This is a genomic window from Chloracidobacterium sp. (genome assembly GCA_016715795.1).
Taxonomy (GTDB): Bacteria; Acidobacteriota; Blastocatellia; order Pyrinomonadales; family Pyrinomonadaceae; genus OLB17.
The window spans coordinates 106,038-121,591 of sequence record JADJXP010000001.1; the positions used below are offsets into that span (position 1 = coordinate 106,038).

12 protein-coding genes are annotated in these 15,554 nt (G+C 56.8%); 11 read left to right on the forward strand and 1 reads right to left on the reverse strand.

Features of this window, described 5'->3' with window-relative positions; translation table 11 throughout:
- Positions 1–132: 132 nt before the first annotated feature.
- From IPM59_00550 to pepT, 11 genes are all read left to right on the forward strand, one after another.
- On the forward strand, positions 133–1,998 hold the full coding sequence (locus IPM59_00550) for a winged helix-turn-helix domain-containing protein (protein MBK9214082.1): 1,866 nt from the start codon (positions 133–135) through the stop codon (positions 1,996–1,998).
- Between the two features lie 198 nt (positions 1,999–2,196).
- Entirely contained in the window at positions 2,197–4,374 is a 2,178-nt protein-coding gene (locus IPM59_00555; protein ID MBK9214083.1) for an SUMF1/EgtB/PvdO family nonheme iron enzyme, read from the forward strand.
- Positions 4,375–4,387: 13 nt separating this feature from the next.
- Entirely contained in the window at positions 4,388–5,767 is a 1,380-nt protein-coding gene (locus IPM59_00560; GenBank protein ID MBK9214084.1) for a tetratricopeptide repeat protein, read from the forward strand.
- Positions 5,768–5,796: 29 nt separating this feature from the next.
- The gene (locus tag IPM59_00565; GenBank protein MBK9214085.1) at positions 5,797–7,944 is read left to right on the forward strand and encodes a protein kinase; all 2,148 of its coding nucleotides are present in this window, start codon (positions 5,797–5,799) and stop codon (positions 7,942–7,944) included.
- Between the two features lie 138 nt (positions 7,945–8,082).
- Entirely contained in the window at positions 8,083–8,718 is a 636-nt protein-coding gene (locus IPM59_00570) for an RNA polymerase sigma factor (protein MBK9214086.1), read from the forward strand.
- Between the two features lie 192 nt (positions 8,719–8,910).
- On the forward strand, positions 8,911–9,591 hold the full coding sequence (locus IPM59_00575) for a hypothetical protein (GenBank protein ID MBK9214087.1): 681 nt from the start codon (positions 8,911–8,913) through the stop codon (positions 9,589–9,591).
- Positions 9,592–9,597: 6 nt separating this feature from the next.
- Entirely contained in the window at positions 9,598–10,368 is a 771-nt protein-coding gene (locus IPM59_00580) for a hypothetical protein (protein ID MBK9214088.1), read from the forward strand.
- A 33-nt stretch (positions 10,369–10,401) separates the two neighbouring features.
- Complete coding sequence (locus IPM59_00585) at positions 10,402–11,244, forward strand: hypothetical protein (protein MBK9214089.1); 843 nt, start codon at positions 10,402–10,404, stop codon at positions 11,242–11,244.
- A gap of 44 nt (positions 11,245–11,288) precedes the next feature.
- The gene (locus IPM59_00590) at positions 11,289–11,882 is read left to right on the forward strand and encodes a dCTP deaminase (GenBank protein ID MBK9214090.1); all 594 of its coding nucleotides are present in this window, start codon (positions 11,289–11,291) and stop codon (positions 11,880–11,882) included.
- Between the two features lie 69 nt (positions 11,883–11,951).
- Positions 11,952–13,394, forward strand: a complete 1,443-nt coding sequence (locus IPM59_00595) for an aldehyde dehydrogenase (protein ID MBK9214091.1) — start codon at positions 11,952–11,954, stop codon at positions 13,392–13,394.
- Positions 13,395–13,465: 71 nt separating this feature from the next.
- Positions 13,466–14,698 carry a peptidase T gene (pepT, locus tag IPM59_00600; GenBank protein ID MBK9214092.1) on the forward strand — a complete coding sequence of 411 codons (1,233 nt, stop codon included), beginning with the start codon at positions 13,466–13,468 and terminating at the stop codon, positions 14,696–14,698.
- 120 nt (positions 14,699–14,818) lie between these two features.
- Here the strand turns inward: pepT and msrA are convergent, their stop codons facing one another.
- The gene (gene msrA / locus IPM59_00605; GenBank protein ID MBK9214093.1) at positions 14,819–15,499 is read right to left on the reverse strand and encodes a peptide-methionine (S)-S-oxide reductase MsrA; all 681 of its coding nucleotides are present in this window, start codon (positions 15,497–15,499) and stop codon (positions 14,819–14,821) included.
- Between the last annotated feature and the right edge of the window lie 55 nt (positions 15,500–15,554).

Below are 15,554 nucleotides of genomic sequence, written 5' to 3' on the forward strand. Positions count from 1 at the left end.
CCGAAAAATGGTTGAACCACCTGATGTTTGGGTCTATAATTCGAGTATCGACAATTAGGGCTTTTGCAGAGGATACTCCGATAGCGGTTCCCAAACAGGACAAAATTCGGAAGAATTGGTGAATTTTCCTCAATGGCAGAGAACGGTGACTTCCAGTTTCAAGGTTTCCGGATGCGGCAAGACGCGCAGGAGTTGAGCCGGAATGGTGACGAGGTGCATCTGGCAAAAAGGCCATTCCAGGTACTGAATTTCCTGATTCAGAACCGCGACCGCATCGTAGAACGCCGCGAACTCCTCGACCGCTTCTGGGACGGACATGACGTGTATGACGACGCCCTGCGCAAGTGTGTCGGCTCCATTCGCACGGCCCTCGGCGACACAAAACGTCCCGCTCGGTTCATCGAAACGCGCTATGGCAGCGGGTATCGATTCATTGCACCATTGGAGAACGGACACGCTCCGTTGCGATCCGATAAACGACACGATCAAGGTTGGCTATCGGACCTCGCAAATAGGCGCGTGTTCCTAGTCGCGCTCGCGGTCATTCTGGCTGCATTCATAGGGATGGGGCCCTATCTTGCCGTATCTGTCGGCCTCGTGACCGGACCTGCTCCTGAAACGGTGTCAGGTGTAAGGTCGATCGCGGTTCTTCCGTTGAAGAATCTTACTGCAAACCCGGAAAACGACTACATTTGCGAGGGATTGACCGAGAGCATCCTTAACGATCTTTCCAGGATCGACGGGCTTAGAACGGTCGGAAGCGGTTCGACGTCGGCGCTGAGCTACCGCCATGAGGATCCGCGTGAGATCGGACGGCTCCTTGGTGTTGATGCACTCCTGCAGGGCAGTATTCAGTCTCACGGCGACCTTGTTGGTCTGAGCGTCAGACTGGTAAGTGCTGCGGACGGAAGTGTTTTGTGGACAGCGCCCGACATTCAGCGTCCAACTGATAAGACCCAAGACCTCCAAGGCACCGTAGCGCGTTTCGTTGCCATCGCATTAAAGTCTCGAATCAACGATGGGCAGGCAAGTAGGAGCACAGCGGTTGGCGAGGCTTATGAAGCCTATCTCAAGGGACGCTTCTTTTGGAACAAGCGAACGGGCGACGGTATCAAGAAAAGCATCGAGCTCTATGAGCATGCCACCGCACTAGACCCGGAATTTGCACTCGCGTATGCCGGGCTCGCCGAGAGTTATGTTCAGGGCATTTGGCACGTTCCGTTTGACCCGGCCGACGCTCTTGCTCGGGCTAAGAGTGCCGCGGAACGCTGCATTGCGATCAATGCCTCTCTGCCGGAGGGCTACGTCGCACTGGCTAATGTGACCGCATTGGCATGGAAATGGCACGAGGCCGACCAACAGCTGCAAACTGCCATCCGCCTCGATCCGCGGTTTGCCCGCGCCTACCATACGAGGGCGTTCGTTCTGTTGATCTTGGGGCGAAACGATGAGGCGATCGAATCTATCGAAATGGCGCGGAGCCTCGATCCGCTCAGTCTCGTAATCAGCACTGACAAGGCGATGATCCTGTTTGCTTCGCATCGCGACGATGAGGCGATCCGTCAATGGCGAACGACGATCGAACTCGATCCGAATTTTGTCCTCGCTCACGAACACCTGGCCATGGCCTACGGTGTGCTCGGGCATGAGTCAGCCGCCATAGATGAAATGCTGCGGGCTATGGAGTTGCGCGGTTCGACGAACGACGATATCTCGCGGTTTCGAACCCTCGCGAGCGGTGGACTGCGCGCCATCCACCGGCGTAACCTCGACGATATGCTTGCGGCTGAGTCCCGTGGTGAGAAGATCTCTTCGGTTCAGATAGCCGCACGATATCTTATGCTCGGTGAGCGAAATAAGGCCATCGACTGGGTCGAGCGTGCATTTAATGAGCATGCTGCAGACCTTGTGATAGCGCGCACGAGCCGGGAGTTTGACGCCTTATGGGCAGAGCCTCGGATAACCGAGGTTTTTCGAGGCTCGGGGATGGTCGAATAGCTTTTTTGTGTCCCGCCGCGGCGAGCAATTCCTTGCTTGAGACCAACAAACAAATTAGAATCTTATGGGACATCTCTAACGCGCCGGCGCTGTGAAACTGGAGGTCGTGGCGCGGTTAGGTATTGTGTCCCTGCGAAAACGCTCAGCGGGCCCTAGATGAAAGAATGCCAGCAATGTAGAAATTGTTTCCCGGACAGCGTGGAGACATGCCCGAATGATGGTGCGGCTACGACGCACACCATCGCGGGTGAGCCCGTGCTGGAGGGGAAATATCATCTCGAATGCCGCCTTGGCCAAGGCGGAATGGGAATCGTCTACAAGGCCCGTCATGCGTATCTAAAGACGCAGCTTGCGATCAAAGTCATTCTTCCGGACCTCGTCGGCAACGACCCACAGCTCGTGACGCGGTTTCGACAGGAAGCTCTTGCGGCGGCGGCAATCCGTCACCAAAACGTCGTCAGCGTAACGGATTATGGCGTGATCGACGGAACGCTGCCGTTCCTTGTCATGGAGTACGTCGAGGGCGAATCGCTCCACGACGTGCTTGCACGCGAGCAATCGCTCTCGCCCGAGCAAGCATTGGAACTAATGGCGGCCGTTTGCGCAGGCGTCGGTGCCGCACATCATCAAGGCATCGTCCACCGCGACCTTAAGCCCCTCAATATCATGATCTGCAGCGACAAGCCCGATATGTCGCAAGCTGTCAAGATCCTTGATTTTGGCCTGGCAAAGATAAAATCGGGTGAATTGCTCGGATCGTTTGTGCAGGCGCAGACGACCGGATTGATGGGCTCGCCCTATTACATGGCACCCGAACAATGGGCGGACGAGGAACCGGATTCACGCGCGGATATCTACAGTTTGGGCGTGATGTTCTTCCAAATGCTCGCGGGTGACGTGCCATTCAAGGGCTCGTCGATACCGGCGATAATGAAAAAGCATATCTCGGATCCGCCGCCGACACTCGCCGATGCCGGCGTCAGCGTCTCACCCGAGATCGAACAAGCCGTAAGGCACACGCTCGAAAAGAACCCCGAAAAGCGGACGCCGTCAGTCGAAGCGTTCATCAGTGAGCTGCGGGCTGCGATATATCCGGGCGTTGGGATCCACACCACGTCAGGCCAGTCGCTGCCGGTCTCGACGCTCAAAATAAGGTCAAGACCGGCCCAATCGAGCGTGTTCATCGACAATGTCTCGGTTGGCGAAACAAAGACAAACGGCCTCTTAATGCTCGAGGGCATCCAGAGCGGTAACCACCATCTGCGCGTAAGCCACGATGGCTTTCACGACTGGCTTGGCGATGTCGTATGCGACGGGCGCCCGCAAGAGGTGTATGCGGAACTGCGTGAGGGATCATTCGATTCGAAGACGGCCATACCTAAGCCGCAGGTTGCGGTAACCATACCGCCGAAGGGCCGCCCAGCGGACAAAACGCTTATCAACCCGGCCGATGCAATGGCCCGGACCGTTCAGCAAGAATGGAATACCGGGCATTACGGAGCCGACGCCGACGGGAAGGCCGACAAGAAGCGTTCCACATCGCCGTTGCTTTTGGGAATCGGCGGCCTATTGGGACTCTTACTGATCGGGATCGTTGGCTTCGGTTCGGCGTGGATGCTCGGCCTGATAGGCGGCCCGAAACCGGGCGGAAATGTCAACGCTACGCCGACACCCGACGTTCCGGCGTTCAAAGCAGACCTTGCGTCAATACCCGGTGGAACGTTCAAAATGGGCCGTGACGATGGCCGCGAGAATGAGCGTCCGGCAAACTCGGTCAATGTTCAGGCGTTTCGCATGGACAAGACCGAGGTGACAAATGGCGAGTACTTCGCCTTTGTCAATGAAACGGGCTATCGGCCGGTCCCGGCACACTGGGTGAATGACAGGCCTGTATCGGGCACGGAAAAAATGCCTGTGCGATTCGTAAATGTCGATGACATCAATGCATTTGCACGTTGGCGGTCAAAACGGGACGGCGTGACATACCGGCTGCCGACCGAGGCCGAGTGGGAGTATGCAGCCCGAAACGGGCCTAAAGACAACCTTTATCCGTGGGGCGATGAATTTCAGTCGAAGTGTGCCGTTACCGATAAGGAGAACACTGAGCCCGATGCCGTAGGCACCGCCTCATGCCCGAACGATTGGGGCGTTATGGACCTGATTGGAAACGTGTATGAGTGGACCGGTTCAAAAGCGAGTCTTTATGCGGGCAGCAAGGGCTCGATGCGTGAGTCGAAAGAACCGCGAAATATGATCCGTGGTGGAGCGGCATACAATAAGTCCACCGGCGAATTCGCCATTACCGCTACGTTCAGAGCCGATGTTGATGCCACGCGCAGGGACAAGGAGTTGGGTTTCAGGCTGGTTACTCAGTAGCCGCGTGTGCAGTATGTTTGGCATCAATGCAGTCCGATTTGCCGTCTTTACGGGAACACTTGCCCTGACGGCAATGGCCGTTACCGGACAGGACCTCGGCAGCAGCAATAAGCTTTTTGGCGGCGGCAGCACAAAGAAAGCACCCGCGAAAAGCACCACCAGATCGTCTAAACCAAAGCCTGTAGTTACGAAAAAGAGGTCATCGGCTAGGCGGACTGCGACCGCGGCAAAAGCGGCCAAGCCGACGCCAAAGACCTCACAAAAGCCGACAAAGAAACCTTCGACACCGACCAAGACAACGGCACCGGACGAGAGTTGGGCATGGCAAGACGAGATCAGACCGGCCGAACCGCCGGCACAGCCAACGGTTACGGGGAATGCCGCAAACGATCTCTTTGAGGACCTGATCGAAGAGGGCAAGCGTGCCCGAGATGACAGGAATTATGAGGCAGCGGAGGCTGCCTACCGAAAGGCACGTCCGCTAAAGCCGCGTGATTCGCGTGCGATCTACGGCCTTGGCAACCTATTTAGCGATCAGCAGCGTTGGGCCGAGGCTGAGGCCGCCTATCGCGAAGCTCTGCAGATAGAAGCCGGATTCGCTACTACGCACATTGCTCTGAGCTACGTCTTGACCCAGCCTATTCCGGCCGAGAACCTAAGCGAGCGTTACGAGGAAGCCGAACGGCTGGCCCGAAAAGCGATCCAATACGCCCCGTCGAATGCTCTCGCTCACGATCAGCTTGGTGTGGCCATGGAGCTTCGCGGTTTGATATCTGACGAGACGGAGAATGCTTATCGGCGTGCCATACAGCTCGATCCGGGCTTCGCTCCGGCCTACGCGCATCTCGGCCGGCTGTTGCGTCGGCAAGGCCGCACGTCCGAATCGTCCGCAGCATACGCCGAGGCGGTACGGTTGGCGAATGACGAACCGACAATGGTCCTTGTCGCTGAAGTGATGCAGTCGGAGCAGCGGTTTGCGGAATCCGAAAAGCTCCTCTCCAGGGCCATCGCCAATGATCCTCGCAACACGGCCGCCCTCATGCTGCTGGGCCGTGCATTGCTCGCTCTTAATGATCTGGATGAGGCAGAAAGTGTGCTCAAGCGCAGTATCGCCGTGAGCCCAAATGCGTTTTCGGCAAACAGCCTGCTCGCCTCGCTGTATCTGCGGCAGGGACGGTTAGAACTCGCAGAGAACGCGCTGCTCCAGGCCGCGAGGTTTGTCCCCGTGTTTGAACGGACGACATTGGGGCGGCAATTCGAGGCTCTGGGCGATGCATTCCTGCGGTCGTCAAATTCACGTGTGGCGGAGCGCAATTATAAACAGGCGCAAGCGCTTGATCCCAATAACGCAGGCCTCGCAACAAAATTGGCACGGACGAAGCAGGGCTCATAGCAGCCGTATAGGGAAGGTTATCGATCTTGATGGAAGTCTTTTGTCCAAAGTGTGGTCAGAGTTTTGAGAAGGGGTCGCGCCGTTTCTGCCCGACTGACGGACGGCGCCTCGTCGCTGAGGAACTTGCCGCTGAGGGCCAGAGCAAAGGCGTCTTTGCCAATCTGATACCGCAGATCGAGGCCATAAGCGATTTGGAGAAGACGCTTCCCAATCTCACACCTCCTGCGCCGGCACCCCATACATCTGAGAGTCTCTCCGGTGCCTTCTTTGAGTTGGACGATCCCGGGCTCGATCCGTTCGCTCCGGATGCGTTGCCTGCCATACGACCGGCCGAGCCGTCCGTCAGGAAGGTCGATCCGAGCAAAATTCCCACGAGCCACATTGACCTGGCCGACAACGAACGGCTGCCGCCGCTGGAATTCAACGAGAATAAACCCGAAGAGTTCATCGGCCGGATCGTAAAAGGACGCTACAAGGTCGTCGACCTGCTTGGCGGCGACGATAACGGACTTGCCTATATTGCCGACGACAAGCTCGTCGAGGACAAGAAGGTCCTTGTCCGGATACTGACCGACGAGGGACATGACGAGATCACCGAAAGCCTGTTGGCAGAGGAGCGCGTGTCGCTATCGCATCTGACACACCCGAACATCGCACGCCTCGTGGACTCCGGACAGTTTCTCGACGGCACACCGTTTTTGATCAGCGAGTATGTCGATGCCCTGTCCGTTCGTGACATCCTCGGCATACACGGCCGGTTTGAGCCACAGCGGGCGGCGCGCATTATCCGCCAAGCCGCGAGTGCCCTGAACGAGGCCCATCAGCAAGGCGTCCTGCATCGTGACGTCCGGCCCGAGAACCTGATAATAGATGCATCCTCGGCAGAATCAGAACATGTAACGGTTGTAAACTTTGGCTCCTCTGAGTCAAAAACGTCGCCGCATCATCTTGCCTTCAGGGCGCCTGAGGTTCTTGAGGGCCGCGCGGCTACGGCATCGAGCGACATTTACTCGCTCGGTGCAGTAGCGTTTGAGATGCTCACCGGAAGTAAGCCGTTCTACGGCGACAGCGTAAAAGAAGTATTGCGTGCCCAGAGTGCCGGCGTTGCCGTCAATGGGCCTGCAGCAGCTGCCGAACTGCCCCGCTCCGTCGCCGACGTCCTTCATCGGGCTCTGGCCTATAGTTCGTCCGAGCGGTATGTCAAGGCCCGCGACTTTGGCGACGCATTCGTCGGCGCCCTGTCGTCGGCAGGCGCCGACGAACCGGTCGTCGATGCTCCGCCCATCGAACCTGCCGTTGCTGTTCCTGCGGTCACTGCTCCGAAAGTGGTACGCACGGAAAAACTGCCGCCCGCGGCCGAGCCGGCGTGGAAGGCCCGTTCGCCGGAGCCGCCGGCCGAGGAAACATCGCGGTTCAAACTCTTTGCCGGGATCGCCCTTGCCGCCCTTGTCGCCATGCTCGTTCTCGGGTGGTACCTTTGGGTTCGGGAACCGGCCGTTCCTGAGACGTCGATAGATGCGAATATCGCCGCCCCACAAGCAAATACGATCGTACCCACTACTGAGATGCCGCCGCTTGCCCGCACGATCCCGCAGCCGCCGAATACAAATTTCTACCAGAACAGCAAGCAGAATCTTAAGGGCGACCTGCTCAGAAACTTCGTCGGATTCACACTCTATTATCCAAAGGAATGGAAGGTAAACGGCCCCCAACAGGGCGAGAGTGCCGAATCACGCGGCAAGTTTCTCGACATCTCGCGGAACACACCGGACGACCGCATGCAGGAGCAGATGCTGATCAGCTACTATCCGAGCAAGGGGACATTCACGGAGGACGCCGAAAAATTCCCGATGATGGTCAAGGAGACGAACGAGACCCTTAAGAAGATTCTGCCCGGCTACATGGAGATCTCTGAGGGCGAGATAACCGTGAATGGCGGCTGGCGGGCCTACGAGGTCCGATTTCAGGCCGGCGGCCGGTCACCGGCGGGCGAGGCCCTGACCGTCTGGGGCCGGCGGTTATTCATCCCGGCCGCACGGCCCGGAGTAAAGAGCGGTTTTGAGATCACGATGCTGGCAACGTCACTCGCTGACGGCATTCAGGGCGTTGACGACGTAGGTGTCCGCGGCGAACTGGCATCGGTCCTCTACAGCTTCGAGCCGACCCAGAACTTCTAAATTACGAGTACTTTTCTCTTTACCTTTGTTGGTTTTCGGACTAGAATCTCAGTAAATAGTGCAACGGTTCGCCGGCAACCGCTCATCAAAGGACAAGCTAGGTTTACACGATCCGAAAATAGTGCATTAGAGGCCACCATGGAGCCACACTCTGCGGTAATAGAGCAAGACCTCGGTATCGGTGTCGCAGACGCCCACGGCGTTGCTGCTGCCTCCCATTTTGACGAGGCGACACCCGACTTAGACCTGTGCCGGCTTGCCTCGAACGGTGACTTGGCGGCATTTGAGATCCTATACCAGCGCTATCATCGGCGGACCTACAGTCTTTGTTTCCGAATGACAAACAACCAGACCGAGGCTGAAGATCTCACGCAAGAGGTCTTTATCCAGTTGTTTCGCAAGGTTGGCAGCTTTCGCGGTGATTCGGCGTTCTCGACGTGGCTGCATCGGATGACGGTGAATCAGGTGCTGATGCACTTTCGCCGCCGCAGCACAAAGAACGAAAAGACATCGGAGACCGGCGATATGCCGGAGCAGACCGTAACCGGCAGTGCAAATCCTAACAGGATGCAGGTCGTTGACCGCATCGCTCTCAAGAATGCGATCGCTGAGCTGCCGAATGGCTATCGCAAGGTATTTATCTTGCACGACGTTGAAGGCTTGGAACACGAGGAGGTTGCCCGCACGTTAGGTATCTCGGTCGGCACCTCGAAATCGCAGCTGCATAAAGCAAGACTGAAGCTGCGTACTCTGCTATTTAAGGAGCAGACGTAGACTGCAAAAAGCGAGCGCAAACACGAGCATGAGCCTTCGGCTGTGTTCGTGTTTTTTTATGGTAAGAAGATCATGTTGCGCCCGACAGCAAGGCAACGTATATCCTGCCCTGTTAATCTATCAGTATGCAGCCGATCGCGGCATTTTGGTTAGATGAACTGTGAAGAGTGCAAACTTCTCCTAAGCCGATTTATGGACAACGAGCTTGACGGGGTGACGTCGTCAAGTGTTCGTGGCCATCTGGCCCTCTGTGAGGAATGCGGCCGGCATTGCACCGACCAGGCGGCCCTGCTGCAAGCGGCGGCTGATAAGCTCATCGACGATCTGCCCCCAAATGAATCCAAGCACATGTGGCTGCGGATCCACAATGTGATCGAGGCTGAGACCAAGGCGGCCACGCCGACCGAGCCTGAACGGCACGGCCGTTGGAGGTTCTCCTGGCTGCGACTAAGTGCGGCGATGGTCTCGATCGCTCTCGTGAGTTCCCTGCTTACAGTTGTTGTCCTGCGCCGTTACGATGCCCCGCTTTCGGCCGATGATGTAGCTGCCCGTGCCGCGACAAAGCCTTCGGTATTTGAGAAACTTCTCAGTACGGTCGGTCTTATCAAAACGCCTCAACAGGATCGTGAACAGCGGATCCGCGAACAGCAAGCCGCGATAGACTACTGGAACACGCGTGTTCAGGTTCGGCGTCAACAGTGGGACGCGAGAACTCGTGAAGCATTTGATCGTAACCTGAGGGTCATTGACGAATCTCTCGCAGAATATTCGACGATCCTTGCCCGCGACCCCGATGATGAACTCTCCGGCGAGATGTTCGATTCGGTGCTGCATGAGAAGATGGACCTTTTGCGTGACTTCTCCGACCTCTAGGCCTGAATGATGTGGAGATCAGATTCCGGCCGGCTCGACGGCATCGCAAAAACTACGGCCCTCTTGAGCGTAGTTTTTTTCTTTGCGCTCTCGACTGTTGAGGTTTTCGCGCAGAAGAAATTTTCCCGCACCTACGCGGCCGGCCAAAATGTTCGTCTGCAGCTGCTGAATAGGACCGGCACCGTAACGGTCGAAGGCTGGAACCGTGCCGAGATCAATCTCACGGCAACGCTTGAGGCACCGGCGGCAAATATCTCGCCCCAGACCCTCAGCGGCACGATCGTGATCAACCTGGTTCGTGATAACCAAGGCCGAAATGAGGTTGGGAACGTGAACTTTCGGATCCGCGTTCCATATACGACCGTGGTCGATATCGAGACGAAGATCGGCAACCTAAACGTGAGTAACGTCCGCAGCGGGCTGGTCCGGGCCCACATATCGAGCGAGGGCGACATCACGCTGACAAATATCGGGGCAAGTGCCGTGTCGGCCGAGAACGTGATCGGTGACATCTTTTACGACGGTGAACTTCAGCCGGGCGGCAACTACCGCTTTGCATCCATGCGCGGCAACATCAATCTGCGCATTCCCTACGAATCCTCCTTTCGCATGGTCGCGACCGCACCATCGACACGAAATATTTCTCTTGGAGTATTCGGCAGCGGAAACTTAAACTATTTGGGTGACGGCCGTCGAGTCGTCGGACGATTCGGCGATGGAAGCGCTACGCTGTCGGTCACAAACCAGCGCGGAGCGATCGCATTTCTTAGACGCTGAGGCCACAGCCTCATCACTAACATCTCACTCACAATGAACCGCAAACTCATCTTGGCAATCGGCTTGGCTTCTATTCTTTGCGCGACCGCTTCGGCCCAGGAACTGCTTACGCGTCGGATCACTAAGACCGATCGTTTTGACTTCGGCGCCGGCGGCACAGTAGCGGTAACAGGAGCGCCCAATGGCTCGATCCGCGTATCCGCCTCGGCCTCGAATGAGGTCGTGATCACGGCGGATATCGAACTTCGCGCCCGCACTGAAGCCGACCTTGACCGTCTCGCCAATGTCACCGGCTTTATTACGGACGAAACCATCGGCCGCGTAGGTATCGTAAGTTTCGGTACCAACAACAAGCTTGGCGATAAAAAGCTATGGAAGAAATTTCCTAAGGCCCTGTTAGGGCTTCCTTTTCGCATCGACTACACGATCACGGTTCCACGATATTCCGACGTCGAGATCGACGGAGGCAAGGGCGATCTGGCTATCACGGGCGTAGAGGGCTCGATCCGCGTGAACTTTATCGAAACGAATGCCAAGGTCGAGGTTATCGGTGGCTCATCTTCGCTGACCTTTGGCAGCGGCAAGGCAGATGTCTCGTATGGATCGCGCGGATGGCGCAACCGGACGGCAGCCGTCCAGATGGCAACCGGCGACTTGACCATTCATCTGGCATCGACGGCAAGCGCACAGGTCGATGCCCTGGTTCTGCGGACCGGGAAGATCGTGAACACGTTTCCTGACCTTAAACCGCGCGAGCGCAAGACGCCATTCACGGATCACGCTATGCTGGCAAAAGCCGGCGTCGGCGGTGCCCCGATGAAGTTCTCCGTCGGCGACGGAACTCTGGCCATCAAGCCGCTGACACTTCCCTTCTGACCTCACGGCATCAGGTGATAGACTTAGTTCATCATCTGACGCTTATGACTATCAGATCCGATATTTGGCTCAGGCAGATGGCCGAGGCCGGAGGTATGATATCGCCGTTTCTTCCCGAGCTTGTTCGCGAAATTGACGGGCGCAGGATAATCTCTGCCGGGTGCTCGAGCTACGGTTATGATATGCGCCTGGCTGACGACGGGTTTCGCATCTTCTCGTCCGTCCATGCAAAAGAGATCGACCCAAAGCGGTTCGATGAGCAATTCTCGCTGATCGAACCGGTGATGCAGACGGCCGAAGACGGTTCCCAATACTATCTGCTGCCGCCGCACCATTATGGCCTCGGCGTAACCGTTGAGACGTTCAAGATGCCGCGAAACGTGACCGGTGTTGCACTCGGCAAATCAACATACGCCCGAGCAGGCCTGCTGGTAAATACCACGCCGCTCGAGGCCGGCTGGACCGGCCGGCTGGTCGTGGAGATCGCTAATCTCGCGAACCTGCCGCTTCGCGTCTATGTCAATGAAGGTATCGGCCAGATATTGTTCTTCGAATCAGATCAGGACTGTGCCGTCTCGTATGACGACCGCGGCGGAAAATACCAGGGCCAAACGGGATTGACGTTTGCAAAAGTCTGAGTCAGAACCACCCATGGTAGCGGGTGGTTGACCATGGATTGAACACAAGCTACCGCAGGTGGTTCTGACATGAACATCGACAACTACATCGGCGGCGATCTCGTGACGCCGGCATCGGGCGAATATTTTGATAATTTCGACCCGTCGATCGGACAGGTGTATTCGCACGTGGCGGATTCGGACGGCCGTGATGTGCATCTGGCGGTCGAGGCGGCGAAGGCCGCGTTTCCCGAATGGTCGCGAAGCTCGGCGGAGTTTCGACACGATGCGATGATGCGTGTCGTCGCTCTCATCGAGCGTGATATGGAACCGCTTGCTCGTGCCGAGAGCATAGATCAGGGTAAGCCGCTCTCGCTCGCAAGAAGCGTGGATATCCCGCGTGCGGTCTCGAATTTTAAGTTCTTCGCGACCGGAGCGATGCACACCGAGAGCGAATCGCACGATTCGCCGCATCTGGGCGCGGTCAATTACACGCTCCGACAGCCGCTCGGTGTGGCTGGCTGTATCTCACCCTGGAATCTGCCGCTCTATCTCTTTACCTGGAAGGTCGCTCCCGCCATCGCCGCGGGCTGCACCGTTGTCGCAAAACCGAGTGAGGTCACGCCAATGACGGCCTTCCTACTGTCAAAGCTTTGCATCGAGGCGGGCCTGCCGCCGGGCGTTCTGAACATCGTCCACGGCACTGGCCCAAAGGTCGGCTCGGCTATTGTCGCCCATAAAGACATCAAAGCAGTCTCGTTCACCGGCGGCACAAAGACCGGCGAAGAGATCGCACGCACGGCCGCACCGATGTTCAAGAAAATGTCGCTCGAACTCGGCGGCAAGAACCCGAACATCATCTTTGCCGACTGCAATTACGAGGAAATGCTGGCAACCACGGTGCGTTCGTCGTTCTCAAACCAAGGTGAGATATGCCTATGCGGCTCGCGCATCTTTGTCGAACGGCCGATGTATGAGCAGTTCAAGGGCGATTTTGTCTCGCGTGCAGCGGCCCTGAAGGTCGGCGACCCGCTCGATGCCGACACGGATGTCGGCGCGATCGTCTCGAAACCGCATTTTGACAAGATAATGTCCTATATCGACCTCGCGCAGAAAGAAGGCGGGACGGTTTTGACCGGCGGCGAGCAAGCTAATTTAGACCGCCGATGCGCGGACGGCTGGTTCATCAAGCCGACGATCATCGAGGGGCTGCCATTCGATTGCCGGACGAATCAGGAAGAGGTGTTTGGCCCGTTCGTCACGATCATGCCGTTCGACACCGAGGACGAAGTTCTCGGCTATGCCAACAGCGTCCGCTACGGCCTGTCGTCGTCCGTCTGGACCGAAAACCTTTCGCGGGCCCATCGCGTAGCATCGCAGATCGAGGCAGGCTTTGTCTGGATAAACAGCTGGATGCTCCGCGACCTCCGCACCCTATTCGGCGGCTACAAAGACAGCGGCATAGGCCGCGAAGGCGGCTTCGAGGCGTTGCGGTTTTTTACGGAAGAGAAGAATGTATGCATAAAGCTATAAATACCCTGCTCGTGTTGGCATTTGTCGCAAGCACTTCATTTACCCAATCGAATCCTCCGACCGAATCCGCCATGTCGCGATTCCTGCGGTACGTCAAGATCGACACGCAGGCGGCCGATGACCAGCCGGCTCCGCCGTCGACGAAAAAGCAGCTTGATCTGGCGAGACTGCTTGAAAAAGAGCTGAACGACATGGATCTGCTTGATGTGCGCATCAGCGAGTGGGGCATTGTTTACGCCTTTTTGCCGTCGAATATTCAGGGAGCGGACAAGACGCCGACGATCGGGTTTATCGCGCACATGGACACGTCACCGGCCGTTTCGGGTGCGAATGTTAACCCGATCATTCATAAGAATTACCAGGGCGGCGATATAGTCCTGCCAAATGACAAGTCGCAGGTCATTACCGTGGCCCAGAATCCTGATCTCAAGAACCTGATCGGCGATGACATCATCACGGCGGATGGCACGACGCTGCTCGGTTCTGACGACAAGTCGGGCGTTGCCGAGATCATGACGATGCTAGACGTTCTCAAACAGAATCCACAGATCAAGCACGGCGGCATCGCCATTGCGTTTACGCCCGACGAAGAGGTCGGCGGCGGCATCGAGAAATTTGAGATCGCCGAGTGGGGAGCAAAGTATGCGTATACGGTAGATGGCGAACAACTCGGTGACATCTCAAATGAGACGTTCTCGGCCCGCACGGCAACCGTGACCTTTCGCGGGCTCTCGACGCATCCGGGCACCGCTAAGGGCATAATGATCAATTCCGCATACGCTGCGGGCGATTTCTTGTCTAGATTCTACAAGGCCGTTCCGAACCGGCCCGAAACGACCGCGGGCCGCGAACCGTATCTGCATCCCTACGTTGGCACGCTCGATATCGAGACATCGGTCGTTAAGGTTCTAATGCGCGATTTCGACATCAGTGGCTTTTCGGTACAGGAGAAGGTATTGAAGAAGCTCGTCGCCGGAACGCAGCGAAAGTTTCCTAAAGTGAAGATCGAATTCAAGACCGAGCTTGGATACCTCAATATGAAGGAGGTTTTGAAGGACTACCCGCAGCTTACCGACTATGCGATCGAGGCAGCCAAGCGGGCTGGTATTACAGCAGAGCTGAGGCCGATCCGCGGAGGCACCGACGGCTCGCGGCTTACCGCCATGGGGTTGCCGACGCCGAACCTGTTTACCGGCGGCCACAACTTCCACGGAAAGCTTGAGTTCAATTCGCGAAAAGGACTGGAAAAATCGACGGAAACGTTGGTGAATCTCGTCCAGATCTGGGCGGAAAAGAGCAAATAGGGCAGAACCGCCTGCATAAGCAGGTGGTCGAGACCGCAAGTAAATCTCAACGCGGGCCTTAAGGCGATGCGTGTGCCTATTAGCCAACCGCACTGCACGAATCAACGCGAATGCCACCGCTTACACGGGCGGTTCTGCCCTGTATAGATCGGGAAATCGCTTTTTCAACGCTTCGAGTTTTGGCAGGTCGTGGTAAACAATGTAGCCGTCGGTCGGATTTTTACGAGCGTAGTCCTGATGATATCGCTCCGCCCCGTAAAATTCTTTCAGAGAGCTGACCTTGGTCGCGACCGGTTTCTTGAACACCTTTGAATTGTCGATTGCGGCAATATAATCCGTCGCGAGTTTCTTCTGCTCGTTGTTCACGTAAAAGATCTCAGACCGATACTGCGGCCCGATGTCGGGCCCCTGCCGGTTGACCTCGGTCGGGTCGTGCGCTACGGAAAAGAACACGGTCAGAAGCTGAACATAACTTACCTTGGTTGGGTCGAAGATCACTTTAACAGCCTCAGCGTGGCCCGTAGTGCCCGAGCTGACCTTGCCGTAGTCAGCAGTTTCCTGCGTTCCGCCGGCATAGCCTGCGCTCGCATCGATCACACCTTTGACGTGTTCAAAGACGGCCTCAATGCCCCAGAAGCAACCTCCCGCAAATACGGCCGTCTGAAGGCCGGCCGGCTGAGATGGATTCGCCTCAGGTGTCGGAGCGAGCGACGATAGATCGACATTCACATGATCCGCCGACGTCGGCGGGACGACACAAGCGATCAACGAAAGGACGAGTGTAACGATGAGTAGTTGCATAACCAAAAGAGATGTCTTCATGGCCGTCGTGGACATGTAAATAATTCGCCGTCTC

Bases quoted from the DNA above. Each gene is read 5' to 3' on its own strand.
- IPM59_00565 (MBK9214085.1), top strand. From the start codon at position 5,797: ATGGAAGTCTTTTGTCCAAAGTGTGGTCAGAGTTTTGAGAAGGGGTCG.
- IPM59_00560 (MBK9214084.1), top strand. From the start codon at position 4,388: ATGTTTGGCATCAATGCAGTCCGATTTGCCGTCTTTACGGGAACACTT.
- msrA (MBK9214093.1), bottom strand. From the start codon at position 15,499: ATGCAACTACTCATCGTTACACTCGTCCTTTCGTTGATCGCTTGTGTC.
- IPM59_00590 (MBK9214090.1), top strand. From the start codon at position 11,289: ATGACTATCAGATCCGATATTTGGCTCAGGCAGATGGCCGAGGCCGGA.
- IPM59_00585 (MBK9214089.1), top strand. From the start codon at position 10,402: ATGAACCGCAAACTCATCTTGGCAATCGGCTTGGCTTCTATTCTTTGC.
- IPM59_00575 (MBK9214087.1), top strand. From the start codon at position 8,911: ATGGACAACGAGCTTGACGGGGTGACGTCGTCAAGTGTTCGTGGCCAT.
- pepT (MBK9214092.1), top strand. From the start codon at position 13,466: ATGTCGCGATTCCTGCGGTACGTCAAGATCGACACGCAGGCGGCCGAT.
- IPM59_00550 (MBK9214082.1), top strand. From the start codon at position 133: ATGGCAGAGAACGGTGACTTCCAGTTTCAAGGTTTCCGGATGCGGCAA.
- IPM59_00570 (MBK9214086.1), top strand. From the start codon at position 8,083: ATGGAGCCACACTCTGCGGTAATAGAGCAAGACCTCGGTATCGGTGTC.
- IPM59_00580 (MBK9214088.1), top strand. From the start codon at position 9,598: ATGATGTGGAGATCAGATTCCGGCCGGCTCGACGGCATCGCAAAAACT.
- IPM59_00595 (MBK9214091.1), top strand. From the start codon at position 11,952: ATGAACATCGACAACTACATCGGCGGCGATCTCGTGACGCCGGCATCG.